Origin of the sequence: Ensifer sp. NM-2 (assembly GCF_003024455.1) — a bacterium.
Taxonomy (GTDB): domain Bacteria; phylum Pseudomonadota; class Alphaproteobacteria; order Rhizobiales; family Rhizobiaceae; genus Ensifer; species Ensifer canadensis.
Window position 1 is genome coordinate 294,444 of the sequence record NZ_PVZR01000004.1, and the last position, 25,537, is coordinate 319,980.

The 25,537-nt window shown below is 62.3% G+C and carries 21 protein-coding genes; 6 read left to right on the forward strand and 15 right to left on the reverse strand.

Annotated elements, in window-relative coordinates:
* Window positions 1-2: 2 nt before the first annotated feature.
* The 12 genes from hutG to C6558_RS10900 all read right to left on the reverse strand — a co-directional run bounded on the left by hutG (window position 3) and on the right by C6558_RS10900 (window position 13,115).
* Window positions 3-821 carry an N-formylglutamate deformylase gene (gene hutG, locus C6558_RS10845; RefSeq protein WP_025428665.1) on the reverse strand — a complete coding sequence of 273 codons (819 nt, stop codon included), beginning with the start codon at window positions 819-821 and terminating at the stop codon, window positions 3-5.
* 1 nt (window position 822) lies between these two features.
* Window positions 823-2,358, reverse strand: coding sequence for a histidine ammonia-lyase (gene hutH, locus C6558_RS10850; RefSeq protein ID WP_025428666.1), 1,536 nt, complete (start codon window positions 2,356-2,358; stop codon window positions 823-825).
* Window positions 2,355-3,599 (reverse strand): imidazolonepropionase, encoded by a 1,245-nt coding sequence (gene hutI / locus C6558_RS10855; protein WP_057218073.1) that lies wholly within the window; start codon window positions 3,597-3,599, stop codon window positions 2,355-2,357. Before hutI ends, hutH begins: the two co-directional genes overlap by 4 nt.
* Window positions 3,600-3,792: 193 nt before the next feature.
* Complete coding sequence (phnN, locus tag C6558_RS10860; RefSeq protein WP_057211228.1) at window positions 3,793-4,380, reverse strand: phosphonate metabolism protein/1,5-bisphosphokinase (PRPP-forming) PhnN; 588 nt, start codon at window positions 4,378-4,380, stop codon at window positions 3,793-3,795.
* A complete protein-coding gene (locus C6558_RS10865; RefSeq protein WP_025428669.1) occupies window positions 4,377-5,516 on the reverse strand; it encodes an alpha-D-ribose 1-methylphosphonate 5-triphosphate diphosphatase in 1,140 nt (379 codons plus the stop codon). Before C6558_RS10865 ends, phnN begins: the two co-directional genes overlap by 4 nt.
* A gap of 1 nt (window position 5,517) precedes the next feature.
* The gene (locus tag C6558_RS10870) at window positions 5,518-6,225 is read right to left on the reverse strand and encodes a DUF1045 domain-containing protein (RefSeq protein WP_107027268.1); all 708 of its coding nucleotides are present in this window, start codon (window positions 6,223-6,225) and stop codon (window positions 5,518-5,520) included.
* 125 nt (window positions 6,226-6,350) lie between these two features.
* Entirely contained in the window at window positions 6,351-7,868 is a 1,518-nt protein-coding gene (phnE, locus tag C6558_RS10875) for a phosphonate ABC transporter, permease protein PhnE (RefSeq protein ID WP_107027269.1), read from the reverse strand.
* A 9-nt stretch (window positions 7,869-7,877) separates the two neighbouring features.
* A complete protein-coding gene (gene phnE, locus C6558_RS10880) occupies window positions 7,878-8,840 on the reverse strand; it encodes a phosphonate ABC transporter, permease protein PhnE (protein ID WP_057218070.1) in 963 nt (320 codons plus the stop codon).
* Between the two features lie 107 nt (window positions 8,841-8,947).
* Complete coding sequence (phnD, locus tag C6558_RS10885) at window positions 8,948-9,853, reverse strand: phosphonate ABC transporter substrate-binding protein (protein WP_025428673.1); 906 nt, start codon at window positions 9,851-9,853, stop codon at window positions 8,948-8,950.
* Window positions 9,854-9,939: 86 nt separating this feature from the next.
* A complete protein-coding gene (gene phnC / locus C6558_RS10890; RefSeq protein WP_107027230.1) occupies window positions 9,940-10,782 on the reverse strand; it encodes a phosphonate ABC transporter ATP-binding protein in 843 nt (280 codons plus the stop codon).
* Window positions 10,783-10,950: 168 nt separating this feature from the next.
* Window positions 10,951-12,078 (reverse strand): FAD-binding oxidoreductase, encoded by a 1,128-nt coding sequence (locus tag C6558_RS10895; protein WP_107027231.1) that lies wholly within the window; start codon window positions 12,076-12,078, stop codon window positions 10,951-10,953.
* Window positions 12,079-12,158: 80 nt separating this feature from the next.
* The gene (locus tag C6558_RS10900; RefSeq protein WP_057218063.1) at window positions 12,159-13,115 is read right to left on the reverse strand and encodes a LysR family transcriptional regulator; all 957 of its coding nucleotides are present in this window, start codon (window positions 13,113-13,115) and stop codon (window positions 12,159-12,161) included.
* 300 nt (window positions 13,116-13,415) lie between these two features.
* On the opposite strand from C6558_RS10900, the gene C6558_RS10905 reads away from it, so the two are divergent.
* Window positions 13,416-14,603, forward strand: coding sequence for an acyl-CoA dehydrogenase (locus tag C6558_RS10905; RefSeq protein ID WP_057218061.1), 1,188 nt, complete (start codon window positions 13,416-13,418; stop codon window positions 14,601-14,603).
* A gap of 10 nt (window positions 14,604-14,613) precedes the next feature.
* Window positions 14,614-15,807, forward strand: coding sequence for a CaiB/BaiF CoA-transferase family protein (locus C6558_RS10910; RefSeq protein ID WP_025428678.1), 1,194 nt, complete (start codon window positions 14,614-14,616; stop codon window positions 15,805-15,807).
* A 59-nt stretch (window positions 15,808-15,866) separates the two neighbouring features.
* Here C6558_RS10910 and htpG read toward each other — a convergent pair whose 3' ends face one another.
* From htpG to C6558_RS10925, 3 genes are all read right to left on the reverse strand, one after another.
* Window positions 15,867-17,756, reverse strand: a complete 1,890-nt coding sequence (htpG, locus tag C6558_RS10915) for a molecular chaperone HtpG (RefSeq protein ID WP_057218057.1) — start codon at window positions 17,754-17,756, stop codon at window positions 15,867-15,869.
* Between the two features lie 178 nt (window positions 17,757-17,934).
* Entirely contained in the window at window positions 17,935-19,410 is a 1,476-nt protein-coding gene (locus C6558_RS10920; protein ID WP_107027232.1) for an NAD-dependent succinate-semialdehyde dehydrogenase, read from the reverse strand.
* Between the two features lie 137 nt (window positions 19,411-19,547).
* Window positions 19,548-20,816 (reverse strand): 4-aminobutyrate--2-oxoglutarate transaminase, encoded by a 1,269-nt coding sequence (locus tag C6558_RS10925; RefSeq protein ID WP_057211377.1) that lies wholly within the window; start codon window positions 20,814-20,816, stop codon window positions 19,548-19,550.
* Between the two features lie 230 nt (window positions 20,817-21,046).
* On the opposite strand from C6558_RS10925, the gene C6558_RS10930 reads away from it, so the two are divergent.
* The 4 genes from C6558_RS10930 to C6558_RS10945 all read left to right on the forward strand — a co-directional run bounded on the left by C6558_RS10930 (window position 21,047) and on the right by C6558_RS10945 (window position 25,529).
* Window positions 21,047-21,859, forward strand: coding sequence for a cupin domain-containing protein (locus C6558_RS10930; protein WP_057218053.1), 813 nt, complete (start codon window positions 21,047-21,049; stop codon window positions 21,857-21,859).
* Window positions 21,860-22,180: 321 nt separating this feature from the next.
* On the forward strand, window positions 22,181-23,380 hold the full coding sequence (locus tag C6558_RS10935; protein ID WP_107027233.1) for an acyltransferase: 1,200 nt from the start codon (window positions 22,181-22,183) through the stop codon (window positions 23,378-23,380).
* A gap of 15 nt (window positions 23,381-23,395) precedes the next feature.
* A complete protein-coding gene (locus tag C6558_RS10940) occupies window positions 23,396-24,499 on the forward strand; it encodes a glycosyltransferase family A protein (RefSeq protein ID WP_057220667.1) in 1,104 nt (367 codons plus the stop codon).
* A 1-nt stretch (window position 24,500) separates the two neighbouring features.
* Window positions 24,501-25,529 (forward strand): glycosyltransferase family 2 protein, encoded by a 1,029-nt coding sequence (locus tag C6558_RS10945; protein ID WP_107027234.1) that lies wholly within the window; start codon window positions 24,501-24,503, stop codon window positions 25,527-25,529.
* The last annotated feature ends 8 nt before the right edge of the window (window positions 25,530-25,537 follow it).

The following is a 25,537-nucleotide window of genomic DNA, read 5'->3' on the forward strand; positions in this document are numbered from 1 at the left end:
GGTCATGCCTCGCTCCCTGTCAGCGTTTTAAGGTCGAATGCGGTATTCTCGATGCTTTGAAGAATGGCCCGAAGGGGCGCGCGAAGGCGTTCCTCCTTGCTGGCGTCGAGCACGAAAGGCGGCTCCTCGGTGGCAAGATGGGTCGATTGCGCCAGTTCCATCTGGATGGCGTGCACGCCGGTTTCCGGGCGCCCGTAATGCCGGGTCGTCCAGCCGCCCTTGAAGCGGCCGTTGAGAATGCTCGTGTAACCATCGGCCGAAGCGGCGATATCGACGGCGGCCTTCTCGATAGCAGGCGCGCAGGTGCGGCCCATGTCCGTGCCGATGTTCAGGTCCGGCAGCTTGCCGTCGAACAGGAACGGGATATGCGAGCGGATGGAATGGCAGTCGTAGACGATGGCGATGCCGTGGATGGCCTTGACCCGCTCGATCTCGGCCAGAAATGCGGCGTGATAAGGCGCATGGAATTGGCGCAGGCGCGATGCCGTGTCGGCCTCCGTCGGGGCCTCGCCATCCTTCCAGATCGGCAACCCGTCGAAATCGGTCTCCGGGATAAGCCCGGTGGTGTTCTGCCCGGGATAAAGGCTGACGTTTTCCGGGTCGCGGTTGGCGTCGATTACGTAGCGGTGGAAGGTGGCGCGCACGACGGTAACATCAGGCAACAGGCCTTCATAGAGCTTGTGAATGTGCCAATCGGTGTCTGCGAGCAGGCGACCGGTATCGTTGAGACGGTCCCATATTTCAGCCGGCACATCCGTGCCGGTGTGCGGAAAGCCGAGGATGACGGGCGAGGTGCCCTGGCGGACTTCGAAGACGCTCATCTCAAGCCTCCAGTTTTGGCAGAATGCCGGCAGAAATCGCGGCATTCAGGGTGCCGGATGCGATCAGCTCGCCGGCCGCCTGCAGATCGTCGGCGAGATAGCGGTCCTCTTCGATCGTCGGCGAAACTGCACGTAGGGCTGCGGCGGCTTTTTGAAGTTCGGGGCTCGTTGTCAACGGCGCACGGAATTCGACGCCCTGCACGGCGGTCAGCGCCTCGATGCCGATGATCGAAAACAGGTTGTCGGTCATCTGCAGCAGCCGGCGGGCGCCATGGCAGGCCATTGAAACATGGTCTTCCTGATTGGCCGATGTCGGCGTGGAGTCGACCGAGGCCGGGTGCGAAAGTTGCTTGTTTTCCGACATCAACGCCGCCGACGTCACCTCGGCGATCATCAGGCCGGAGTTGAGGCCAGGCTTCTTGGCGAGAAAGGCCGGCAGTCCGTAGGACAAGGCCGGGTCGACAAGAAGGGCAATGCGCCGCTGGGAGATCGCGCCGATCTCGCAAACCGCGAGCGCGATCTGGTCGGCGGCAAACGCTACCGGTTCTGCGTGGAAGTTGCCGCCGGAGACGACGGAATTGTCGGAAAGGACAAGCGGGTTGTCGGTAACGGCATTCGCTTCGATTTCGAGCACGCGCGCGACCGAGCGCAACAGGTCGAGGCAGGCGCCGTCCACCTGCGGCTGGCAGCGAATGCAATAGGGATCCTGCACCCGCTCGTCGCCCTCGATATGGCTTTCGCGAATGGCGGAACCTGAGAGAAGCGCGCGAAGGGCGGCGGCGGTGTCGATCTGGCCCTGATGGCCGCGAAGTGTGTGAATGTCCGGATGGAAGGGCGCAGACGAACCCATCGCTGCATCGGTCGACATTGCGCCGGTGATGAGCGCTGCCTGGGCGGCGCGGTGGGTGCGGAAGAGGCCGGCGAGCGCGAGTGCGGTCGACGTCTGAGTGCCGTTGATCAGCGCGAGGCCTTCCTTGGCGGCAAGCACCACCGGCGTCAGCCCGGCCTTGGCAAGGGCCTGTGCGCCGGACATGCGGGCGCCTTCGAAGAATGCCTCGCCGTGGCCCATCATGACGGCTGCCATGTGGGCAAGCGGTGCCAGGTCGCCGGACGCACCGACCGAGCCCTTTTCCGGAATGACCGGGATGACGCCCTTGTCGAGCATCGCCTCTATCAGCCGCACCAGTTCGAGCCTGACGCCGGAGGCGCCGCGACCGAGAGAAACGAGCTTCAGGGACAGGATCAGGCGGACGATGTTTTCGGCGAGCGGCTGGCCGACGCCGCAGCAATGCGACAGGATCAGGTTGCGCTGCAGGGTGGCGACGTCAGCGCTGTCGATCTTGATCGAAGCCAGTTTGCCGAAGCCGGTGTTGATGCCATAGACAGGCGCATTGCCGGCGACGATCTCGGCGATGCGCTTGGCCGCCTTCTCGATTCCTGCGTCGAACGACGGATGCAGGCGGGCAGGTTCGCCGCTCCAATAGATGGTCTCGAGATACTCAAGCGGAACCGAGCCTGGATGCAGAATGATGGTCATAGACCGGTCCTTTCGCCCTTAAAGATGCGCAGATGAAGTGGATTGAAGCCGATGCGGTAGACGAGCTCGGCCGGATCTTCGATGTTCCAGAGTGCGAGGTCGGCAGACTTGCCGACTTCGATCGTGCCGGTTTCGGCGAGAAGCCCGAGCGCACGTGCCGCCTCGCGGGTAACGCCGGCGAGGCATTCGGCAATCGTCAACCGGAAGAACGTCGCCGACATGTTCATGGTCAGTAGCAGCGAAGTCAGCGGCGAGGTGCCGGGATTGCAATCCGTTGCGATGGCGATGTGCGCTCCGGCAGCGCGCAGCGCGTCCACCGGCGGAAGCTGCTTTTCGCGCAGCGCGTAAAACGCGCCGGGCAACAGCACGGCTACCGTGCCCGATTTGGCGATTGCCTGCGCTCCATCAGCGTCGAGATATTCGAGATGGTCGGCGGACAACGCACCGTAGGAGGCGGCAAGCTTGGCGCCACCGAGGTTGGAAAGCTGTTCGGCATGCAGTTTGACCGGCAGGCCGAGCGCCTTGGCGCGACCGAAGACGCGGGCGATCTCTGCGGTCGAAAAGGCGATGCCTTCGCAGAAGCCATCGACGGCATCGACCAGGCCCTCGGCGTGGGCGACATCAAGACCCGGAAGCACCACCTCGGAAATGTAGTCGTCGTTGCGCCCCTTGTAGTCGGCGGGGGTCGCATGCGCTGCGAGATAGCTGGTGACGATGCGGACCGGACGTTTGTCGCCAAGCTTGCGCGCGGCGCGCAGCATGTTGAGTTCGGCGTCGATATTCAGGCCGTAGCCGGACTTGATCTCGACCGTCGAAACACCTTCGGCAATGAGCGTGTCGAGCCGTGGCAGAGCGCTTTCCACGAGCGCGTCGACTGAGAGTGCATTGGTTGCCTTGACCGAGGAGACGATACCGCCACCGGCGCGGGCGATTTCCTCATAGGACGCACCTTCGAGCCGCATCTGGAACTCGCGAGCGCGGTTGCCGCCGTGGACGAGGTGCGTATGGCAATCGATGAAGGCGGGCGTCATCACCCGGCCGTTGCAATTCGTTGCTTCAAGTGTGCGGGATAGATCGGCGGGAAGGTCGCTCTCGGCGCCGGCAAAGGCAATGTGTCCGTCGACGACAGCCACTGCGCCCTTTTCCACCATGCCGAGGCCGTCTTGATCGGGTCGCAACGTCGCAAGGCGAAGATTGCGCCAGATGCCGGACGCGTTTGCGTTGGTCGAAAATTGACTCATCAGCCGATCCCCTCTCGTTGGATATAATGTATATACATAATAATCGTCTCGACAAGAGGAAAATTGACTTGCTGAAGGAAAAGGGAAGGAGACGGCGCACGGAATTGCCGCCGGGCGATGGCATTCAAATGCAAAAGACCCCGGAGCGGTTGCTCCAGGGTCTTAAAAAACGGCGCCTGGGAAAACGCGACACTTAGGCCGGATGGGCGGCACTCATGCGCAATCGCTCGACGAGGTCGACGAAGTGACGCCCGGCACTCTCAAGGCGACCGCTGTTGTCGATGATCGTGACATCCGGTCCCGATGTGACGTCGGGTACCTGTCGCGAGAGCCGGCGCAACACGTCCTCTTCGCTTTCGCGTCCGCGCTCGGCAAGACGCTTGGCGAGCGCGGCGGGCTCGGCCGTGATGACCGCGACGGCGATGTTGCCGAAGGCGGCGCGGAACGCCGGCAGGGCGCTTCGGCTGCCGTTGACGATTGCCGTGGTGCCGTGTTCGACATTGCGGCGAACGTCTTCGGGAATGCCGTATTTCAGGCCGTGCGCGTCCCAGGACACAGCGAAGGCGCCTGCCTGCTCCATGTCGACGAATTCGGCGACTGAAACGCTTTCATGCACCTCGCCTCCGGCGTCCGACGGCCGCGTGATCACGCGGCGAACGAAGTGGACATCGGAGCAGTCGCAGAAGTGTCGGGCGGCAAAGCCCATGACGCTATCCTTGCCGGCCCCGCTCGGGCCGACGACGACGACAAGCGCGCCACGCCTAAGTTCGAGCTGGCTCATGCGACACGCCGACCTTCGCGCCAGACCGAACGCACCACTGGAATACCTTCCTGCCTGTGGACACGCGCGATGTCGGCGCGCAAGCCGACGGCAATCCGGCCACGATCGTCGAGGCCGACGGTGCGGGCAGGGGTGGTGCTGACCATGGCGATCGCCTTCGGCAGGTCGATGGCTTCAAGCTCATCGGCGAGCACGAACGGCGCGTGGATCAGGCTGAAGGGCACATAATCGGACGAAAGCACGTCGAGCACGCCGCGGTCGGCAAGGTCACGGGCGGCGATATTGCCCGAATGCGACTTGCCGCGCACGATGTTGGGCGCGCCCATCAGCACACTAAGACCGGCGCGATGGGAGGCCTCCGCCGCTTCGAAGCTGGTCGGGAACTCGGCGAGCTTGATGCCGTAGCTGATAGATTCGTCGACATGGGCGATCGTGGCGTCGTCGTGGCTGGCGATGGTAATGCCGCGCTCAGCACAGGCCTTGGCGAGCGCATCGCGGTGCGGGCCGGCATACTTCGCCGAAAGCGCCTGCTGACGTTCAACGAATTTTCCGAATTCGGCGTCCGACAGGCCGCGCTTGGATTTGTAGTAGAGCGTGTACTGGTCCATCGTCTGGAACTGGCGCTGCCCCGGCGCGTGGTCCATCAGCGAGACGAGCTTGACCTGCGGATCGTTCTGGAAGTCCTCGTAGTGATCGAGCACGTCCGATGTCGAAACCTCGCAGCGCAGGTGGATCAGATGGTCGGCGCGCAGGCGGCCTTCCTGCTTGGCCTGGGCCAGCGCGTCCGCCATGCTGCGCATTTCGCCCTTCTGGAAACCGCCGTCTTCGTCCGAACCAAGGCGCAGGCAGTCGAATACGGTGGTGATGCCAGACGTGACGACCTGTGCGTCGTGTGCCTGGATCGCGGCGATCTTCAACCAGCGAACGCCGGGCCGCGGCGAGTAATGTGCCTCAAGGTGGTCGGTGTGCAGCTCGATGAGGCCAGGCAGAAGGTAGTCGCCTTCGAAGTCTTCACCAGTGTTGGTCGTGCCATGAGAGATATCGGCGATCTTGCCGTCGCGGATCAGCACCGAGCCGTCGAGGATACTGTCCTCGAGAACGATGCGGGCATTGGTCAGGACTTGTTCTTTGCTCATCTCATGCGATCTTTCGTTGTGTCGCGCCGCGGAGCGGCAGCAGGGAATGGACCAGGAACGGTGCGCCACGGTGCGGCTCGACGAAGAGCGCAACTGACGTGACGTGAAGCGGCTTGCCGATGTGATCAGCAAAGGTGCTCTCAAGCACGGTCCGCATTGGTTTCGCTGTCTCGCCGGGTACCGGCCCGGTCAGCGTCAGGTGAAACTGAAATTCTTCGAAAACATAGGGGTATCCCCACTTTCTCAAGTATTCCCTCTGCCGCTCCGGAAGCTTGTCCGGGTTGCGTCGCGCCATGTCCACGTCCGACAACGGCGCCCGAAACGGCTCGAAGGTTTGCACGGCCTGCGCCGCGAATTCCTGCAACGCCTCGCAGTGGTTCGCGGAAACCAGCGCGAAGAACGGGCCAAGCTGAAGGAGCGTGAGTTGAGGGATCTCGAAGGGTTCAAGGTTGTCGGCAAACGTTTCGAAGGCTGCGACCAGCTCGGCTTCGCTGCGGTCTTCGGCAAGTGTGAAGGGGGCCTTGAGAGTGCCGTGAAAGCCGTAGCGTCGCGGGTCGGCAGTCAGTGCATGTCGCGTGGCGGCATCAAGGCTGCCTAACGCTGAAAGTTCATTGGTCTCGCCGGTAAAGGCATCACGGCCGAGCCAACGGGCCGCCGTCTGCGACAGCCGGTCGTCTGCCGGCGGCGCGAAGTAGATTGCATAACGCACGGTCTTCACTTTCTTGTATCGACCGGCCCGCCGGAACGGCGGGTCGATTGTTCGCGGGATGCGATGCGCAGCTAGCCGATTTCCATGACAACATCATGATGGCCGCGCTGCAAAAATTCTTCTCGTCAATGAGCCTTCTGCCCCATCAGTCGCGAGCGGCAGGCGTTCGAGATGCTGTCGAAAATAAACACGACCAGCAAGATGAGAAGCACCATATAAGCGACATTTTCCCAATCGGAGTTGGTACGCATCGCTTCCCAGAGTTTCAGGCCGATGCCACCGGCGCCGACAGCGCCGATGATCGTTGCCGAACGCGTGTTGGATTCCCAGAAATAGAGCGCCTGGCTGGCGAATACCGGCAGGACCTGCGGCAGGACGCCAAAGCGTTGCACGGCAAGCGGGGTGGCGCCGACGGATTTTACGCCTTCGCGCTGCTTGTCGTCGATGTTCTCCAAAGCCTCGGAGTAGAGCTTGCCCAAGGTGCCTGTATCGGTGAAGAAAATTGCCGACATGCCGGCAAGCGGTCCCGGGCCAAAGGCGCGCGTGAAGAACAATGCCCAGATGAACATGTCCACCGAACGCAGGAAATCGAAGAAGCGCTTGGCGATCTGGTTCGTCAGGAAATTCGGGGTGATGTTGCGCGCCGCCAGGAAGCAGAGCGGGAACGCGACCAGCGAGGCAAAAAGCGTGCCGACGAAGGCCATGACCACGGTCTGCAGCAGTTTGGTCCACACATCCAGATGCTGCCATTCGGCGTTGTAGAGGATGTTGTTCCAGGCAAGCGACAGGTTCGAGCGCGTGGGATCAATGCGCTCGCCGCTCGTGATCAACGAAAATACGTCGCCATAGCTCTTGCCGAAGAACGGTGAGTGGACGTCGAAGAGGAAATTGGCCCAGCCGAAGAAGCGATTGCGGATCGAGACGTCGTCACCTTCGACGTCGGCCCAACCAGTTGCACCAAAGGCGAGCGTGATCTTCTCGCCCGGGCGTTTCTGCGTGGCCCAGGCGGGAAGGGCACCCTGAGGGGTTACCGTGTCCTGGCCATCGACGGCCATCGTCAGCGTCTCGCCACGATGGGTTGCCTTGACGAGTCCGTCGGCAATTTCGATCTTCGTCGACCTGTCATAGGTGATGACGGCCCTGGTGATGATTTCCTCGGTCCGCATTTCGACGCGGTTCTGCTCACTTGGCATATTGGCCGCGCCGAGCGCTGAACCCGGCGCCATGAAGCTGAAGGATGACGTCGTCTTGGGCTTTGCAGTCTGTGCGGTTGCAGCGGGTAACTCGACTTTTCGGGTCACGGTTTCCTTGTCGAGTTCCACCCATGCCGGATTGGGATTTGGCCCAAGTGGCGAGTTGCGCTGGTAATCGAGCGTCATCGTCTTGTCGCGGGCGATCTTGATCTCGGGTCGAACCTCGTAGGAGACCCAATCCGCGAGATAGGTCCCGGCAATGCCCCAATTGGCGTTGCCCAGAACATGCCCGATCGAAAAGAACCACCAGCTGAAGATGAGGTAAGCGACGAGGCCGACACTGATGACAATCGTGCGCAGGCGCTTGTTCGAGGAGCCCTGCAGCAAGTGCGGGTGACGCGATGCGATCGCATCCATTTCGAGAGCGCTTAATCTGGTCGTGGAGGTCATGATGCGCACCTACTGGGCAAGCTGGAAGGCCTGGTCGCCGACGAGGCGACGGCGCAGCCATGCGGAAAACTGGTCGACGGCGAAGATCGTTGCAAACAGCAGCATGACGATCGCCAGTGTCTTTGCCTGATGGCCCTGGCCGATCGACAGACGCAGCAGTTCGCCGATACCGCCGCCGCCAACTGCGCCGATGATGGTCGAGGCCCGCACGTTGATCTCGAGACGCAACAGGAAATAGCTGGCGAAATTGGGCAGCACCTGCGGCACCATGCCGAACCAGACGCGTTCGATCCAGTTGCCACCGGCGGCGCGCAGGCCCTCGTCCGGTTTCATGTCGGCGTTCTCGACCACCTCGAAAAACAGCTTGCCGAGTGCGCCGACCGTGTGGATCGAAACCGCCGCGATCGCGGGTATCGGCCCGAGCGAAAGGATTGCCAGGAAGAAGCCGGCGATGACCACTTCGGGAAAGGCGCGCAGGATCTCCATCAGCCGGCGCACGACACCCCGCACCCACGGATTGGGCATCAGGTTGCGGGCGGCGAGGAAACAGAAGATGAAGCCGAAGAACGTGCCGATGACGGTGGAGAAGATCGCGATGTTCACGGTCTCCAGCATCTTGTGCACATACTCAGGAATGTAGAAGCTCTCGGTCAGGTAGAGCCGACCCTCGGGATAATTGTACTTGAAGCTGCCGTCGTCGTAGGGCGAAGGCAGATCGAACATGGCGCGGAAGATTTCCAGGCCGTCACGCGGCGCGAGATCGCCGACGAAATCGAAGAAGTGCGGCAGGCGGTCGAAGAATTTGCCGGCATTGGAATCGTTGGCAAACCAGAGCGAGCCGGAAAGGGCGAGCAACAGCACGGCGAAGCCGAGCCAGGAGTAAAGCCGGCGACGGGAGTTCAACTCCTGCCAGTGGCGCTCGACCAGCGCGCCGTTTTCACTCAGATGCCTCGGGAGCATGGAAGTTGCCATGAATGTTCCGGCAATGCCGGCCTCTGTCGACAGGCGCTCCAGGCGCCCCAGAAAAAAGGCGAACGCTGGCCGTTTTGGCGGCCAGCGTCCTTGAATGATCAGGAAAATCAGCCGCCGATCGTTGCCTTGCGGGCGTCGATGATCGGCTTGTAGAAGTCGGCGTTGACTTCGGTGAAGCCAGTGAAATCGCCACCCTGGATGGCGGAGAAGCAGGCGGCATCGGTCTTCGGCAGGTCGAGCATGAACTGCTTGAACTTCGCCTTCATGTCGTCGTTCATCGTCGAGCGGACGACGATCGGGCCGTTCGGGATCAACGGCGACTTCCAGAGCTCGACCAGGTCGTTCATGTCGAGGATGCCCTTGTCGACCATCTTCTTCAGATTGCCCGAGGTGTAGCCGTCCTTGAATTCGCCGACGCCCGAACCGAAGGTCGTGCCGGCATCGAACGTGCCCTTGACGACTTCGAGAACCAGGTTTTCGTGACCGCCGCCGAAGCCGGTTTCACCGAAGAATTCCTTGACCGGCGCGCCGATCGATTCCGGCAGGGTGACGAGCGGGATGAGGTAGCCAGAGGTCGAGTCCGGATCTGCAAAGCCGAGCTTCTTGCCCTTCAGATCTTCGAGCTTGGTGATGCCGGAATCCTTGCGGGCGACCATGATCGAGTGGTAGCCGGTCGAACCATCGGTCTGGACGGTCGTCAGGATCGGCTCGACCGCGTCGGCCTTGGCGAGGTAGATCTTGGCAAAGCCCGAAGCGCCGAGTTCGGCGTAGTCGAGCGTACCACCGAGCAGGCCCTGGATGACGCCGTCATAGTCGGCAGCCGGGAACAGCGAAACCTTTTCGACGCCGATTGCGGCCGGCAGCTTGTCGACGATGCACTGGAAGTTGCGCAGGCGGTCGGCTTCGTTTTCGCCGCCGATGATGCCGACGCGGAATTCCTTGAGGTCTTCGGCCTGAGCGTGGCCGACGAGGGCGAGCAGGGCGACGGCGCCCAGAAGAGCTTTCTTCAGCATAAGGTTCTCCCGTTTCTCCGGCTTTGCCGGATGATATTCGGTTTCAAAGAGGTGCCCTTGACGTGGGCCTTCGATCCTGGCGGGCGTCAGATGCCGGCCAGTGCCAGCGGCTGGAGGCCGGCAGATGCCGTTTGTTCCTGCGGAATGGCCGCCGGAATGTTGATGCTTGTCGAGGTCATCGATTCCTCGATGCCCGTGTCGGCGCCGTAGATCTCGGCGACGGCGGCCGCCGTCAGATCCTTCGGCTGGCCGTCGAAGACGATGCGGCCGTGCGCCATACCGATGATCCGCTCGCAGTAGTTGCGCGCCGTGTCGAGCGTGTGGAGATTGGTGATTACGGTGATGCCGTCGCGCTCGTTGATGTCGCGCAGCGCGTCCATGACGATCTTGGCGTTGAGCGGGTCGAGCGAGGCGATCGGCTCGTCAGCGAGCAGAACCTTCGGCTGCTGCATCAATGCGCGGGCGATGGCCACGCGCTGCTGCTGGCCGCCGGAAAGCGTGCCCGCCGCCTGCAGCGCCGTCTGCTCGATGCCGAGGCGCTCCAGCGCGCCGATCGCCATGATGCGCTCTTCGCGGGTAAACATGTTGAGGATGCTCAGAACGGTCGAACGATGGTTCAGGCGACCCAGCAGCACATTGGTCAGAACGTCGAGGCGCGGCACCAGATTGAACTGCTGGAAGATCATCGCGCAGTCGCGCTGCCAGTTGCGCAGTGCGGCACCGCGCAGTGACGAGACTTCCGTGCCGGCAAACTCGATCGAGCCGGACGACAGGTCGACCAGGCGATTGATCATGCGAAGCAGCGTAGACTTGCCAGCGCCGGAGCGGCCGATCACGCCGACCATCTGGCCCTGGGGAATGTCGAAGGTAACCGAGCACACGGCTGTCTTCTTGCCGAACTGGCGGGTTACATTCTTCAACTGAAACATTTCTAGCAGGTCCTCTTTCGGGGAGACCGGTCATCGGTATGACACCTGCCATATCGGCGCTTCATGAAAGCGAAATGTCAGTTTCTTGTAGTTTATGTTACAGTTCACAGCCTCGCCGACATCCTTAACGGAATGTGACAATCGCAGCGGGATGGAGGTGCGTTGTCGCTACCTCAGGAAGCGCTCGGGGTTGAAACCGACGGGGTCAAGGCCGTTTGCGGCGAAGCTTTCGGGCGCCGGTAGGCCAATCAGCAGGTTTGCGGCAAGCGCGCCCAGTGCCGGCGACGTCAGAATGCCGTAGCCGCCCTGGCCGGCAAGCCAGAAGAAATCCGGTCGATCCTTGGCGTGACCGATCACCGGCAATTTGTCCGGTGAAAAGCTGCGCAAGCCGGCCCAGCTCTTGAAGATGCGGCGGACCGGGACGGTCGTCGCCTCTTCCACGTAGTGTGCGGCCCAGGCGACATCGATCTCCTCGGGCTGCACGTCCGTCGGTTCGCACGGCGTGGCGTCGGCGGGAGAGGCAAGCAGCCGTCCGCCTTCGGGCTTCATATAGAAGTCCTCGTCGATCTCGTTGATCTCGGGCATTGTCAGGGCATCGATTTCGGTGGGCAGGTCCACGGTGATCGCGCTGCGGCGATGCGGCACGATGCCGACCGGCGCCACGCCGAAGAGGCTTGCGACCGGATCGGCCCAGCCGCCAGCCGCATTGACGATGACCTGGGCATGGATCTCGCCGGCATTCGTCGAAAGCACCCAGCCATTTGCCTCGCGGCGCGGAGCCACGATGTCGCTGCGCTCAATCACCTCGGCGCCATGGCGACGTGCGCCGCGCAAGTAACCCTGCAGCAGGTTCTCGACCTCGATGTCCCAGAAGTTCGGGTCATAAAATGCGGCCGCCACATAGTCGCGCCGAAGAATCGGTACGCGGGTGATTGCTTCGTCGACGGTCAGCCTTCGCAGGTCGGGATTGACAGCGCTTTCCTCGGCAAACACCGCCTCAAGTCGTGCCGCTTTCTCCGCATTGGCGATCATGACGCCGCCACGCTGCTTCAACAGCGGTACGTCGGAAAAGCCTTCGGGAGGCTGATCGAAGAAAGTCTTGGAGATCGCCGCGAGCTTGCACACTTCAGGGGTGTTGTACCGCAGAACGAATTCGGCCGCGGAGCGCCCGGTGCTGTGATAACCGAGCCCGTCTTCCCGCTCGATGACGGCAACGGAGCGGTGCGGTGCCAGAAAAAAGGCCAGCGAAAGGCCGGCAATGCCGCCACCAACGATTGCCACATCAAATTCACGCATGTCCCAACCCCGCTCCTGATTTGGTGGGACCATAGGCAGCGCGTGTTACGCGTTCAAATTTATAACGGGAAATGTCGCTATCAATTCTGCTGATGATCAAGGCAGTGATCAAGCGGCGCGGTATCGGCCACATGCGTAAGGAAGGCGGCCTCGGCCGGATTGAGAATCGAGTTCGGGTTGGAGATGCGAAACACATCCGTCGTTGGCAGGTTGTGGTAGGGCGGCAGTTGCCAAAGTCGTCCGCCGGCGACGGCGGGCGCTGCCAGATGATCCGGCAGCATGCCGATGCCGACGTTGGAGGCGATCAGCCGCATCACTTCCTCGACATTGCAGGAGACGGCCCGAACCTGCTGGCCAAACGAGCCAATGGCGCGCACTGCCGTCACGGAGTTCATATGCTGTCCGCCGAGCACATCGGCGATGAAGGCGATGTAGGCATTGCCGCGAAGATCGTTGAAATCAACACCCTCGACGCCGAACAGGGGATGCTCGCGGCCGCAGTAAAGCGCATAGCGCTCACGTACGTGGAAGCTCTTGTTCAGCCAGGCGGGGATGTTGCCGTCGCAAAGACCCATCGTCGCGATGTTGCGTTCGACTGCGCTCAGAACGTCCACAGTCGTGGCGACCGTCACCGAAATCGTTACCTTCGGATGCTGGATAAAGAAGCTCTCGAGCTTCCGGTCCCAGGCCGGGTTGTGGGCATGGCTGACGACATGAATGTTGAGGTGGCCGGTGATTTCTTCGCCCACCGTTTCAAGGACGTTGGGAAGCCGGATGACGGCCGCGAAGATGTCGCGGCACTGCGCGTGCAATCGGGCGCCGGCATCGGTCAGGTCGAAGCGGCCCGGGCGGCGGTCGATGAGCTTTTGCCCAACGGTCTGTTCGAGCCGCTTGAGCGCCATGCTGACGGCCGGCTGCTGCAGCAGGAGCCTGTTGGCCGCAGCGGTGATGCTGCCTTCCTCCACCACGACGACGAATGTGCGCAGCAAGTTCCAGTCGAGATTGTGAGCAAAGCGTTCTAAGCGGTCGTTGGCCATTGGCGGGTACGAGCATGGACCTTTAGCGTGGCACTGGCGCGGCGCGGTAACGACGAGCGCCGCCAAGTGAACCCGACCCTTGTCGCTATATTTCGACGGATTTGCAACATGAACGGCACCTGGCGACCGGTGGCGCGCCCAATGTGTAGCGCGCAAGGAGTCCTGCGGCACTTCACAGCCGATTGTGTGGCGCTCAGCGAGGCCATTCCGCAGACGCATGAGGCGGTGCCTCAATTTCGTTTGAAAGCCTTGGTTCTGCTTGCCATAACCGCAAGTGGAAAAATCCGATGGGAGAGAAACATGGCCGGCAAGACGCAATTTCAATGGGACGACGCGTTCCTCCTCGAAGATCAGTTGACCGAGGACGAGCGCATGATCCGCGACACGGCGCGAGCCTATGCACAGGATCGCCTGCAGCCGCGGGTCATCGCTGCCTATCGCGAAGAATCGACTGATCCGGAAATCTTCCGGGAAATGGGCGAACTCGGTCTGCTCGGCGCGACCGTATCGGAGACCTACGGCGGTGTCGGCGCTTCCTATGTCGCCTATGGCCTTGTCGCCCGCGAAGTCGAGCGCGTCGATTCGGGCTACCGATCGATGATGAGCGTGCAATCCTCGCTGGTCATCTACCCGATCTACGCCTACGGCTCGGAGGAGCAGAAGCAGAAGTATCTACCGAAGCTGATCAGCGGCGAATGGATCGGCTGCTTCGGCCTGACGGAGCCTGACGCCGGTTCCGACCCCGGCGGCATGAAGACCCGCGCCATAAAGACGGAGAACGGCTACCGTCTCGTCGGTTCGAAGATGTGGATCTCCAATGCGCCGCTCGCCGATGTCTTTGTCGTCTGGGCAAAGTCCGAAGCCCATGGCAATGCCATTCGTGGCTTCGTGCTCGACAAGGGCATGAAGGGCCTCTCGGCGCCGAAGATTGCCGGCAAGCTGTCGCTGCGCGCCTCGATCACCGGCGAAATCGTCATGGACAATGTCGAGGTCGGCGAAGATGCGCTGCTGCCGAACGTCGAGGGGCTCAAGGGCCCGTTCGGCTGCCTCAACCGCGCCCGCTACGGCATTTCCTGGGGTGCGCTTGGCGCGGCCGAGTTCTGCTGGCACGCCGCTCGTCAATACGGTCTCGACCGCAAGCAGTTCAACCGCCCGCTCGCGCAGACGCAGCTCTTCCAGAAGAAGCTCGCAGACATGCAGACGGAGATCTCGCTCGGACTTCAGGGTTCGCTGCGCGTTGGCCGCCTGATGGATGAGGGCCGGATGGCGCCGGAAATGATTTCGATCGTCAAGCGCAACAATTGCGGCAAGGCGCTCGATATCGCCCGCATGGCCCGCGACATGCATGGTGGAAACGGCATCTCCGAGGAATATCAGGTGATGCGCCACATGGTGAACCTCGAGACAGTCAACACCTATGAGGGCACGCACGACGTTCATGCGCTGATCCTCGGCCGCGCCCAGACCGGCCTCCAGGCCTTTTTCTGAGCGGCCGATCATGGAAGCGCCACTGAAGGGTATTCGCGTTCTTGAGCTGGCCCGCATTCTCGCCGGTCCCTGGATCGGCCAGACGCTCGCCGATCTCGGCGCCGACGTCATCAAGGTGGAGAGCCCGGCGGGTGACGACACCCGCACCTGGGGGCCCCCATTTGTCGCCGGCGAGGAGGGGGAGAAGCTCGACGCGGCCTATTTCCACGCCTGCAATCGCGGCAAGCGCTCGGTCGTGCTCGATTTCACGACCGAGGAAGGGCAGGAGGCGGTGCGGCGGCTGGTGGCACAATCCGATGTCCTGCTGGAAAACTTCAAGGTCGGCGGCCTCGAGAAATATGGTCTCGACTACGCGAGCCTGAAGAAGGTCAATCCACGCCTGATCTATTGCTCGGTCACGGGCTTCGGTCAGGATGGTCCCTATGCGCATCGCGCCGGCTACGACTATATCGTCCAGGGCATGAGCGGGATCATGGATCTGACCGGCGAGCCGGATCGTGAACCGCAGAAGATCGGCGTCGCTTTTGCCGATATCTTCACCGGGCTTTATGGCGTCATCGCCGTCCAGGCGGCATTGGCGCAGCGCGAGCGAACCGGTAAGGGCCAGCAGATCGACATGGCCTTGCTTGATTGCATGACCGGCGTGCTCGCCAATCAGGCGCTCAATTTTCTCGTCTCGGGAAAGGCGCCGCGCCGCCTTGGCAACGCCCACCCGAACATCGCACCCTACCAGGTGTTCCCGACGGCGGACGGGCACCTGATCGTCGCCGTCGGCAACGACCGCCAGTTCGTCAAGTTCTGCAACCTGCTTGGCCGCGGCGATCTGGCAACGGACGAGCGCTATCTGACCAATGCCTCCCGCGTCCAGAATCGCGAGAGCCTGACACCGGCGCTTAGCGCCGAAACGGCAAGGTACGAACGGGACGCGCTTTTGACATTGCTGGAAGAGGCAGGCGTGCCGGGCGGTCCGATCAACACGGTCGCCGACGTCTTTGCCGATCCGCAGGTCGTGCATCGGCAGATGCAGATCGACACACCGCATTCCGGTGCGGCCAGCGGGACCTCGCCGGGCGTCCGTACGCCGATCCGTTTTTCCGATGCCTCGCTGGTGCTCGACCGCGGTGTTCCGCGTCTCGGCGAGCATACGGCGGAGGTATTGGCGGAGATCGGCATGGAAGCGGCGCCCGAAAAAGCGAAAGGGTGAGAGGGATTTCTCCCTCTCACCCTTTCATCGCTGCAATTACAGGTGCTTGAACCGGTGCGTTAAACCTTGAGCGCCCGGTTGAAGACGCGTGACAGGCGCTCGGCGAATGCGCGTGGATCCTGCGGCTTGTCGCCATCGAGGACGCGCGCCTGGTCGAGCAGAAGCTGAACGGCGTCAGTCCGAAACGCGCTGTCATCGGCCGGGCAGGCGGCGATTGCGGCAATCAGCGCATGGCCGGGATTGATCTCGAGGATCGGCTTTGCCGCTCCGTCGAGGCGGCCGGCGCCCTGCAGCATCTTTTCGAGCTGGCGGTCGGGGCCATTCTCGGGCGCGACCAGGCATACGGCGCTTTCCGTCAGGCGATCGGACGTGCGAACTTCCGACACGGCGTCCCCAAGCGTTTCCTTGGCGAAGGCGACGAAATCCGCCACCGCCTGGCTTGCCTCGGGTGCGCTGTCGGCACTGCCCTCCGGCTTTGCGACACTGCCCAGATCGGCCGAGCCCTGCGTGATCGACTTCATCGGCTTGCCTTCGAAGTCCGGTGCCGACGTCACCCAGAAGCTGTCGACCGGGTCGGTCAGCAACAGCACTTCGATGCCGCGTGCACGGAAGCCTTCAAGTTGCGGCGATGCCTTGAGCTGGGCCAGGTTGTCGCCCGTCAGGTAGTAGATCGCCGACTGGCCGTCCTTCATGTCCTTGACGTAGTCGGCAAGGCTGCGGTGACCGTCTTCCGAGGTGGTCGTGCGGAAGCGGGAAAGCGAGATCAGCTGGGCACGGCGTTCGAAGTCCTCGTAAATGCCTTCCTTGAGCACGCTGCCGAAGTTTTCCCAGATCTTGTCGAAGGCCTCGCGATCGCTCTCCGCCAGCTTTTCGATCGCCGTCAGCACGCGGTTGGTCAATCCCTTGCGGATGCTCGACAGCAGCGGGCTTTCCTGGATCATCTCGCGCGAGACGTTGAGCGGAAGGTCCGAGGTGTCGACCAGACCCCGCACGAAGCGCAGGTAACGCGGCAGCAATTCCGCCTCGTCGGTGATAAAGACGCGCTTGACGTAGAGCTTCATCCGGCCCTTGCGGTCCTGATCGAAGAGGTCGAAGGGCTTGGAGCCGGGCACGAAGGCAAGTGCCGTATATTCGTGCCGGCCCTCGGCGCGGAAATGCACCGTCAATGCCGGATCGTCGTACTGGCCCGAAACGCCCCGATAGAAGTCGGCGTAGTCTTCCTTGGAAATCTCGCTCTTCTGCTTGGTCCAGAGCGCCGTGCCGTCGCCGACGGAAACCGGTTCGGCACCGGGCTTTTCGACGATCGAGATCGGAACCGGAACGTGGCCGGACTGGTCCTTGACGATGCGCTCGACCGTCCAGCGCGAGGTGTAGGTCTTGGCATCTTCCATAAGATGCAGGGTGATGCGCGTGCCGCGTGCCGGTGCGTCAGCACGATCGGCGGCTGCGACCGTGTAGCTGCCCTTGCCGTCCGACGACCAGTGCCAGGCGTGGTCCGAACCGGCGCGGCGCGAGACGACGTCGACATTGTCGGCGACCATGAAGGCGGAGTAGAAGCCGACGCCGAACTGGCCGATGAGCTGCGCGCCTTCCTTGCCCTGTGCGGCTTCGATGCGCTCCATGAAGGCGCGCGTGCCTGAACGGGCGATGGTGCCGAGCGCCTCGACGAGTTCGTCGCGGCTCATGCCGATGCCATTGTCCTCGACGATGAGGCGGTTGTTTTCCTCATCGAGCGTCAGCTTGATGCTGGGGTTCGTATCGCCTGCCAGCAGTTCCGGAGAGACGATCGCCTCGTAACGCAACTTCTCGCAGGCGTCCGCGGCGTTCGAAATCAGTTCGCGGAGGAAGACGTTCTTGTCGGAATAGACCGAGTGCACCATGAGATGGAGCAGCCTGGCTACATCGGCTTCAAAGACATGTTTCTCGACGGACATTTCAGCTTCGCTCATCGCGGTGGCAACTCCTATGGTTCCTTGGTTCCTGCCCCAATTGGCAAGCCCGCCGATCAATTTCAAGTGCTGTTTATGACAGGCCGGGTACCGGCAGGCATTGCGCCCGCCGCAGTCCACAAACATTGCGATCAGCGGCGAGGCGAGAGGTTCAAGCAGTTCACGTGGAAGGCAACGCTCAGATGTTGCCCATGCAGAGATACTTCATCTCCAGATAGTCTTCGAGCCCGTGACGGGAGCCCTCGCGGCCGATGCCGGATTGCTTGATGCCGCCGAAGGGGGCGGCCTCCGAAGACATGCGGCCGGTGTTGATGCCGACCATGCCGTATTCGAGTGCCTCGGCCACATGCCAGACGCGCTTGAGGTTCTCGGCATAGAAGTAGGCGGCGAGGCCATAGATCGTATCATTTGCCTCGGCGATCACCTGTTCGTCGGTCTCGAAGCGGATGATCGGGGCAATCGGGCCGAATGTCTCTTCCTGGGCGATGCGCATGTCGGTCGAAATGCCGGTCAGCACCGTCGGTTCGAAGAAGGTTCCTGACGTGCCGATGCGATGACCGCCGCTGCGCACCTCGGCGCCCTTGGACACGGCATCGGCGACATGGGCTTCGATCTTCTCGATCGCGTGCCGGTCGATCATCGGCCCGATCGTGACGCCGGCGCAAAAGCCGTCCCCGACCGAGAGTTCGGCCACGCGTGCGACGAATTTCTCGGCGAATGCGTCATGCACCGCCGATTGCACATAGATGCGGTTTGCCGAAACACAGGTCTGGCCGGCATTGCGGAACTTCGCCTGGACGGCGCCATCGACCGCCTCGTCGATATCGGCATCGTCGAAGACGATGAAGGGCGCGTTGCCGCCGAGTTCCAGGCTGACCTTCTTGATCTGGTCGGAGCACTGGCGCATCAGCAGGCGCCCGACTTCTGTCGAGCCGGTAAAGCTGATCTTGCGAACCTTGGGGTTACTGCAGAGTTCCCGCCCGATCGCAGCACCTTCCGAGGCGTAGAGCAGATTGACGACGCCGGCCGGGAAACCCGCCTTCTCGGCCAGGACGAACAGGGCTCCGGCAACGAGCGGCGTCTGTTCGGCAGGTTTCAGGACAATGGCGCAGCCGGCGGCGAGTGCTGGAGCGATCTTGCGGGCGACCATCGAGGCCGGGAAGTTCCACGGGGTAATCGTGCCGACGACGCCAACGGGTTGCTTGATGACCAGCATGCGGCGGTCATTGGCCGGAGCCGGAAAGGTCTCGCCGTAGATGCGCTTGGCTTCCTCGGCATACCATTCGACATAGGCGGCCGCGTGCAGCACTTCGCCTTTCGATTCTCCGACCGGCTTGCCCATTTCGGCGGTCAGGATGGCGGCGAGATCGTCGGCATGGGCGATGATCAGGTCGTGCCAACGTCGAAGCACGGCACTTCTATCCTTGGCGGGCTTTGCCGCCCAAAGGGTTTGCGCGGCGGCTGCCGCGTCGATCGCCGCACTCGCCTGTTCGATGCCCATATCCGGCAACGACGCCAGAAGCTCGCCGGTAGACGGATTGAAGACGTCGAAGGCCTCGCCCGTCCAGCTCCCGGCGAAATGCGCTATGCGGTCCAAGGCGGAAAACAGTTCGCCGTCGCGCAAGTGTTTGGTCAAAGCCGGCGTCAGGGTCATGATGGGCGTCCTCCAGCGATGCCTGTCGCACGCCGACCGACCCGCTTCCTGTTTGTTCTTGCGGGTGTCGTTCCTCCCGACACCCGGAGCCATTTCATCGGCCCGGACAACCGCGTTAGCGGTCGCCCGGCAAAGCGTCAACCGCGTGCTTCGAGGATCGATGCCTCAAGGATGTCGAGCGCCTCGGCAAAGACGTTGTCCTGGATGGTGATCGGCGCGAGGAAACGGATGACGTTGCCGTGCACGCCGCAGGTCAGCAGGATCAGACCCTTGTCGAGCGCAATCAGGCGCACCTTGTTGGCAAAGTCGGCGCTCGGCAGATTAGTCTTCACATCGTTGAATTCCACGGCGTTCATGAAGCCGGGGCCGCGGATGTCGACGATCTCGGGCGCCTGTTCGCGGATTGCGGCGAGGCGCTGCTTCAGACGACCGCCGAGCAGTTCGGCACGTTCGCAGAGGTTCTCTTCCGCGATGACGTCGAGTACGGCATGCGCGGCGGCGATGCCGAGCGGGTTGCCGCCATAGGTGCCGCCAAGGCCGCCCGGCGCCGGTGCGTCCATGATCTCGGCACGGCCGGTGACGGCAGCGAGCGGGAAGCCGCCGGCAAGGCTCTTTGCCATCGTCATCAGGTCGGGCGCGACCTCATGATGGTCCATGGCAAACATCTTGCCCGTCCGGGCAAAGCCGGTCTGAACTTCGTCGGCAATCAAGAGGATGCCGTGCTGGTCGCAGATTTCGCGCAGCGCCTTCATGAAGGTCGGCGGAGCCGGGTAGAAACCGCCTTCGCCCTGCACCGGCTCGATGATGATTGCGGCCACGCGACCCGGATCGACATCGGCGGCAAAGAGCTTCTTCAGCGCCGCCAGCGACTGGTCGACGGTGACGCCGTGCAGCTCGATCGGGAAGGGGGCGTGGAAGACGTCGCCCGGCATGGCGCCGAAGCCGACCTTGTACGGGACCACCTTGCCGGTGAGCGCCATGCCCATGAAGGTCCGGCCATGGAAGCCGCCGCCGAACGCGATCACGGCCTGGCGGCCAGTCGCCGCGCGGGCGATCTTTACTGCATTTTCAACGGCTTCCGCGCCGGTCGTGACGAAGATCGTCTTCTTGGCGAAGTCGCCGGGCGCAAGCGCATTGAGGCGTTCGGCGAGATGCACATAGGTCTCGTAGGGCACGACCTGATGGCAGGTGTGGGTGAAGCGATCGAGCTGCGCCTTGACGGCGGCGATCACCTTCGGGTGGCGGTGGCCGGTGTTGACGACTGCAATGCCCGAGGCAAAGTCGATGTAGCGGTTGCCTTCCTTGTCCCAGATTTCGGCGTTCTCCGCACGGTCGGCGTAGATCTGCGTGGTCATGCCGACGCCGCGGGAAATGGCAGCGTTCTTACGATCGGTGAGGCTAGTCATGGCGCGTGTCCTGTTGCTGGCGGAGGCAATATATTGCATTTTTTCTGCAAGATTGTCTGGGAAGTGGTACATCTTTCAAAATGGAATGCAAATCAAATTTGGTGATCGAGAGAACACCGGCGCTGATGACGCATTCTTGTAAAAGGTCATGCCCGGCAGGTAAGTTCGCCAACGCGCAGGCGCGGCGCAGATTCGCGCCGGCACCCGCGATCGAAACAGGGAAACAGAAAATGGGCGGCGTGCGCTACAAGGTTGCCGAGGCTGCACGGCTGGCGGGTGTATCCGCCTCGACGCTCCGATTGTGGGAAACCCAAGGACTGGTCGTGCCCGAGCGCTCACCGACGGGCCACCGGCAATACACCGAAGGCGATCTCGCCCGGCTGAAACGCATTTCCTGGTTCCGGGTCGAGCGCGGTCTCAATCCCGCGGCCATCAGGGAAGCGCTCGAAGCGGAAGCGGCCGGGGACGACGACGCGCCCGCACCGGGCGAAAGCGGTCTCGACAATCAGGTCGGTCGCAAGCTGCGCAGTCTGCGGCATGCCGCCGGCCAGACTCTCGAACAGGTCGCAGGCGACGTCGGCATTGCCGCTTCTGTCCTCTCGACGCTCGAGAGAACCTCGCAGGGCGTGTCTGTCGCTGTTCTGCACAACATCGCCGAATATTTCGGGTCGACGGTATCGAGCCTGTCGGGCGAAGAGGAGACCGATGGTCGAGCCGTTGTCCGTGCGGGAGAATGGCGCACCTGGCCGAAGACGACGCCCGGTGTCACCGTGCAGCTTTTGGCCGACGGTCGCAACCAGATGGATTGCCATCGCTTCGTGCTGGAGCCGGGTGCTTCGAGCGAAGGCGCCTATCGGCATGAAGGCGAGGAATTCGTCTATGTGCTTTCGGGGCGTGTCGAGTTCATTCTCGACAGCGATCAGTTTTACGACCTGAGCGCCGGCGATTCGCTCTACTTCGAAAGCAAACGCCGCCATGCGTGGACCAACCGGCATGACGGCGAAACGGTTCTTCTCTGGATCAACACGCCGCCCACGTTCTAACCCTCGGGCTGACTGGAGGACGCTCGTTTCTGAAACGAAACAAGCGCTTGCGGTGCGGTTCTGCAGCGGCGACCGAATTTGCAGGCGTGGCGTCAGCCGCCAGCCGCCGGTAAATGCGCGCGCTTGCCAATCAAGCGGTCAAAGTTTGGCCCTATTCGGCCCTAAGGTTTTGGGGGCCGCCCTCAACGCGTCTTGCGACCGACCGGACCCTTCGCGCTTCTTCGAAGCAAATGGCAACCTCGCGGCAAAAATCGTAGCTGACCACGGAGTTGGCTCCACAGGAAGTAGACCGCAGCGGTCGGAACTCCGAGGGGACGTTGAATGCTGACTATGCGCGACCGGCAACTGGACGGATTGAGAGCCGTTGCCGTTTTGATGGTGCTGTACGCGCATTTCTTTGCCGCCGATGATTCCCATTGGGGGCATCTCGGCGTGCGGATGTTCTTCGTGCTCAGCGGCTTTCTGATAACGCGGCTGCTCCTCGACGCGCGTTCCGCGGCTCAGTTCGAAGCAGCGACGACCCTCAGGTCGTTCTATATCCGCCGTGCCCTGCGCATCTTCCCACCCTATTTCGGCATGCTTGGCTTCGTGTGGCTGGTCAACCTGGAAGGCGCCAGGGAAGGCTGGGCATGGCACGCGCTTTATCTCTCGAACTTCTGGTACGCGCTCAAGGATGCGTGGACGCCGTGGGTGCTCTGCCACACCTGGAGCCTGAGCATTGAAGAACAATTCTACATCGTCTGGCCGCTCCTCATTCTGCTGACGCCGCGCCACTGGATCGGGCGGCTCTGCATCGGCGTCATCGCCTGTTCGCTGGCATACCGATTTTATTGGCCGCTCACGGGTGAGCCCTCGCTTGCACGAGACCTGCTGCCTCCGGCATCGATGGATGCGCTGGCGGCTGGTGCCCTCTTGGCTGTTCACCGATCGACGGCCACGGCCTGGCCGCGATGGATGACAGTCAGTTGGCTGCCGTTTTCCATATTATCCCTCGTGCTGCTTTGGGGTCGATCGATGCCGGTGGGGCCGGCACTTGATTGGATCGTTTGGATCGGTCTCGAAGTTTTGCCTCTCGTCCCGCTTGTAATGTTGGTCGGCACCGCTTCCGCCGGGTTTCGTGGCGATTTCGGCAGGTTGCTGGAACTCCCGCCGCTAACGGCGCTTGGGCGTGTCAGCTATGGCGTCTACCTGTTTCATCCGGTCGTGCTGGCGCTGGTCGTCAAGGCGCAGGGGTGGATACCGGTCAACGTTTCGGAACAGGGCGTTGGGCGCTTGGTCGTCGCAGGTGCCGCCACTTTGGTCGTGGCGGCGTTCTCCTGGCTGGCGTTAGAGAGGCCGCTCAACGGCTTGAAGCGGCACTTTCCCTATCTTCGTGCCAACGGTCGGCCAAGTGCACCATCCGCGAGTGCTGGAAGCACTGTCGACTGGTTTCAGGGGCGAGGGGACGAGCGGCCGCATCCGGCTTATCGTGCGGACGCCGCTGGCCGGGCAAACGCGCTTCAAGCCTCAGATCTGCAATAGTGTTCGAGATTGTTCATGACCGTTCCGTTGGTTTCCGTCCTGCTGCCCGTTTACAACGCCGAGTCCTATCTCGCCGCGGCGCTTGAGAGCATTCTGAGGCAGGACTACCAGCGGCTGGAGATCATCGCCATCGACGATGGTTCGCGTGATCGCTCACTGGAAATCATGCGCCGTTATCAAAAGGCCGATGACCGCGTCACTATCATCTCCCGCGAGAACCGCGGTTTGATCGCGAGCTTGAACGAAGGTCTCGCTCTGGCAAAGGGCGATCTCATCGCACGGATGGATGCCGACGACATTTCCTATCCGTCACGGCTGTCGCGGCAGGTGTCGCTGTTCATGCAACAGCCACAGCTCGCGCTGTGCGGCACCGGCATCGATACGCTCATCGGCGATCGTATCGTCCGCGGCACGCCCAATCCGATCTATCGGCCGGAGAACCTGAAGGCGCTGTCGATGTTCTTCACGATCTTCATGCACTCGACCGTCGTCTACAACAGGCATGTCATACCGGAGGATATGCTCACATATGACGCGCTTTATGTGCATGCGGAGGATTTCGATCTCTTCCGGCGTGTCACCGACCGTTTTCCGGCGATGATGATCGACGAGGCCATGGTCGCCTATCGTATCCATGGCAACAGCGTGACGAACAAGCACAAGCGCCAAATGCGCCGTACCCACTTGAAGATTGTTGCTGAAAACCTCGAGCGCGAACGTCTTTGCGACAATCCCCAGGCGCTCAATGACATCGGCCTTGCCGTCACGGCCGAGACGATCGGAAATGCTGCGAACAGCATTCTGGCGCTCGAAGACAGGATTTCCGGGTACCCGAAGCAAGGCCGCGCCGGCTATGAGGAAGGCGCCTTGAACCTCTTCTATTTCCTCTACCAGCTTGTCAGCGACGAGCGGCGGCCGCAGCTCACCCATGAGTTCCTAACGCGGACGGGCAAATGGGGGCTTATCCGGCGCCGGGAGCGATACGGCCTCATCGCAGGCGTTCATGCGCCCTGGTGCAGCAGCATGTCGCTGGCTGCGATGAGGCGCATGGATGCCCTGTCGCGATACCTGCAGTCGGTGCCGGCAGCGAACGTCCTTCCTCGTCATGGCCCGGTCTAATATGACAGTCGAACGCCCGGCATGGGCGGCAAAGGGATGCGCGAACGCGACGGAGACGCCGTGGGTGCCGACGTCGGCCGCGCGCGAAGAGACCTTCGCAAGCTTCATCGTCTGCACGCGCAACCGCGTTGAGGCGCTCGATGCCTGTATCCGATCGATCGAGGCGACGTGCCGCTCCCATGCCACAGTGCGATGCGAGCTTGTTGTGGTGGATAACGGCTCAACGGACGGCACACCCGATCGCATCAGCCGGATTGCGGCCGCGTCACCCATGGCGATCACGCATGCCGTCGAGACCCGACCGGGCCTGGCTGTCGCAAGAAATACCGCAATGGCACATGCACGCGGCAGGATCCTGATCTTCATTGATGATGACTGCGAAGTCGACGTCGGCTATCTGCGCGATCTGGAACACCACTGTGCAGGCGGCGGGGGCGGGGTCATCCGCGGCGGCCGTGTCGAGCTCGGCAACCCCGCCGACTTGCCATTCACCATCAAACGGTCGAACGTGCGCGAACGGCTGACGCATGAGGTTCATCCAGGCGGCTTCGTGCTGGGCTGCAACATGACAATGCATCGTGAGGTCGCATTGCGCGTCGGCCCCTTCGACGAACGGTTTGGCGCGGGCGCGCCGTTGCTGTCGGCAGAGGACACCGATTATCTCGTGCGCGCCGATCGACTTGGTATCCCCGTCGAATATGTCCCCGACATGGTCGTCTTCCATCATCACGGCCGTCGCGCACGGGCGGCAATCGAGACACTTCATTGCAACTACAGCTTCGGCAATGGCGCGCTTTGCCTGAAGCACCTGCGCACCGCGCCGTGGCTGCTGCGGCATTTCTGTTGGACCGTCAGGTCGGCGTTCGGGGAAATCTTCGGTGGCGCCCGGTTCGACCCCGTCTTGCACCTATCGCACTGGCCGATCGTTTTCATGAACCTGCTCGGTGCCCTCAAGTTCGTGGGCCTGTTCGTCGCGGAGCGATCGCCAGGTCCGGCCGAGCAACGGGCCGAAGAGCAACTCCACCGCTGAGGACGGTC

Coding starts and splice junctions, on each gene's coding strand:
- C6558_RS10865 (WP_025428669.1), bottom strand. CDS start 5,516: ATGAGCAAAGAACAAGTCCTGACCAATGCCCGCATCGTTCTCGAGGAC.
- C6558_RS10910 (WP_025428678.1), top strand. CDS start 14,614: ATGGAAGCGCCACTGAAGGGTATTCGCGTTCTTGAGCTGGCCCGCATT.
- phnE (WP_107027269.1), bottom strand. CDS start 7,868: ATGACCTCCACGACCAGATTAAGCGCTCTCGAAATGGATGCGATCGCA.
- C6558_RS10940 (WP_057220667.1), top strand. CDS start 23,396: ATGACCGTTCCGTTGGTTTCCGTCCTGCTGCCCGTTTACAACGCCGAG.
- phnD (WP_025428673.1), bottom strand. CDS start 9,853: ATGCTGAAGAAAGCTCTTCTGGGCGCCGTCGCCCTGCTCGCCCTCGTC.
- C6558_RS10895 (WP_107027231.1), bottom strand. CDS start 12,078: ATGCGTGAATTTGATGTGGCAATCGTTGGTGGCGGCATTGCCGGCCTT.
- C6558_RS10920 (WP_107027232.1), bottom strand. CDS start 19,410: ATGACCCTGACGCCGGCTTTGACCAAACACTTGCGCGACGGCGAACTG.
- hutG (WP_025428665.1), bottom strand. CDS start 821: ATGAGCGTCTTCGAAGTCCGCCAGGGCACCTCGCCCGTCATCCTCGGC.
- C6558_RS10935 (WP_107027233.1), top strand. CDS start 22,181: ATGCTGACTATGCGCGACCGGCAACTGGACGGATTGAGAGCCGTTGCC.
- C6558_RS10930 (WP_057218053.1), top strand. CDS start 21,047: ATGGGCGGCGTGCGCTACAAGGTTGCCGAGGCTGCACGGCTGGCGGGT.
- htpG (WP_057218057.1), bottom strand. CDS start 17,756: ATGAGCGAAGCTGAAATGTCCGTCGAGAAACATGTCTTTGAAGCCGAT.
- C6558_RS10905 (WP_057218061.1), top strand. CDS start 13,416: ATGGCCGGCAAGACGCAATTTCAATGGGACGACGCGTTCCTCCTCGAA.
- phnN (WP_057211228.1), bottom strand. CDS start 4,380: ATGAGCCAGCTCGAACTTAGGCGTGGCGCGCTTGTCGTCGTCGTCGGC.
- hutI (WP_057218073.1), bottom strand. CDS start 3,599: ATGAGTCAATTTTCGACCAACGCAAACGCGTCCGGCATCTGGCGCAAT.
- hutH (WP_025428666.1), bottom strand. CDS start 2,358: ATGACCATCATTCTGCATCCAGGCTCGGTTCCGCTTGAGTATCTCGAG.
- phnC (WP_107027230.1), bottom strand. CDS start 10,782: ATGTTTCAGTTGAAGAATGTAACCCGCCAGTTCGGCAAGAAGACAGCC.
- C6558_RS10925 (WP_057211377.1), bottom strand. CDS start 20,816: ATGACTAGCCTCACCGATCGTAAGAACGCTGCCATTTCCCGCGGCGTC.
- C6558_RS10945 (WP_107027234.1), top strand. CDS start 24,501: ATGACAGTCGAACGCCCGGCATGGGCGGCAAAGGGATGCGCGAACGCG.
- C6558_RS10900 (WP_057218063.1), bottom strand. CDS start 13,115: ATGGCCAACGACCGCTTAGAACGCTTTGCTCACAATCTCGACTGGAAC.
- phnE (WP_057218070.1), bottom strand. CDS start 8,840: ATGGCAACTTCCATGCTCCCGAGGCATCTGAGTGAAAACGGCGCGCTG.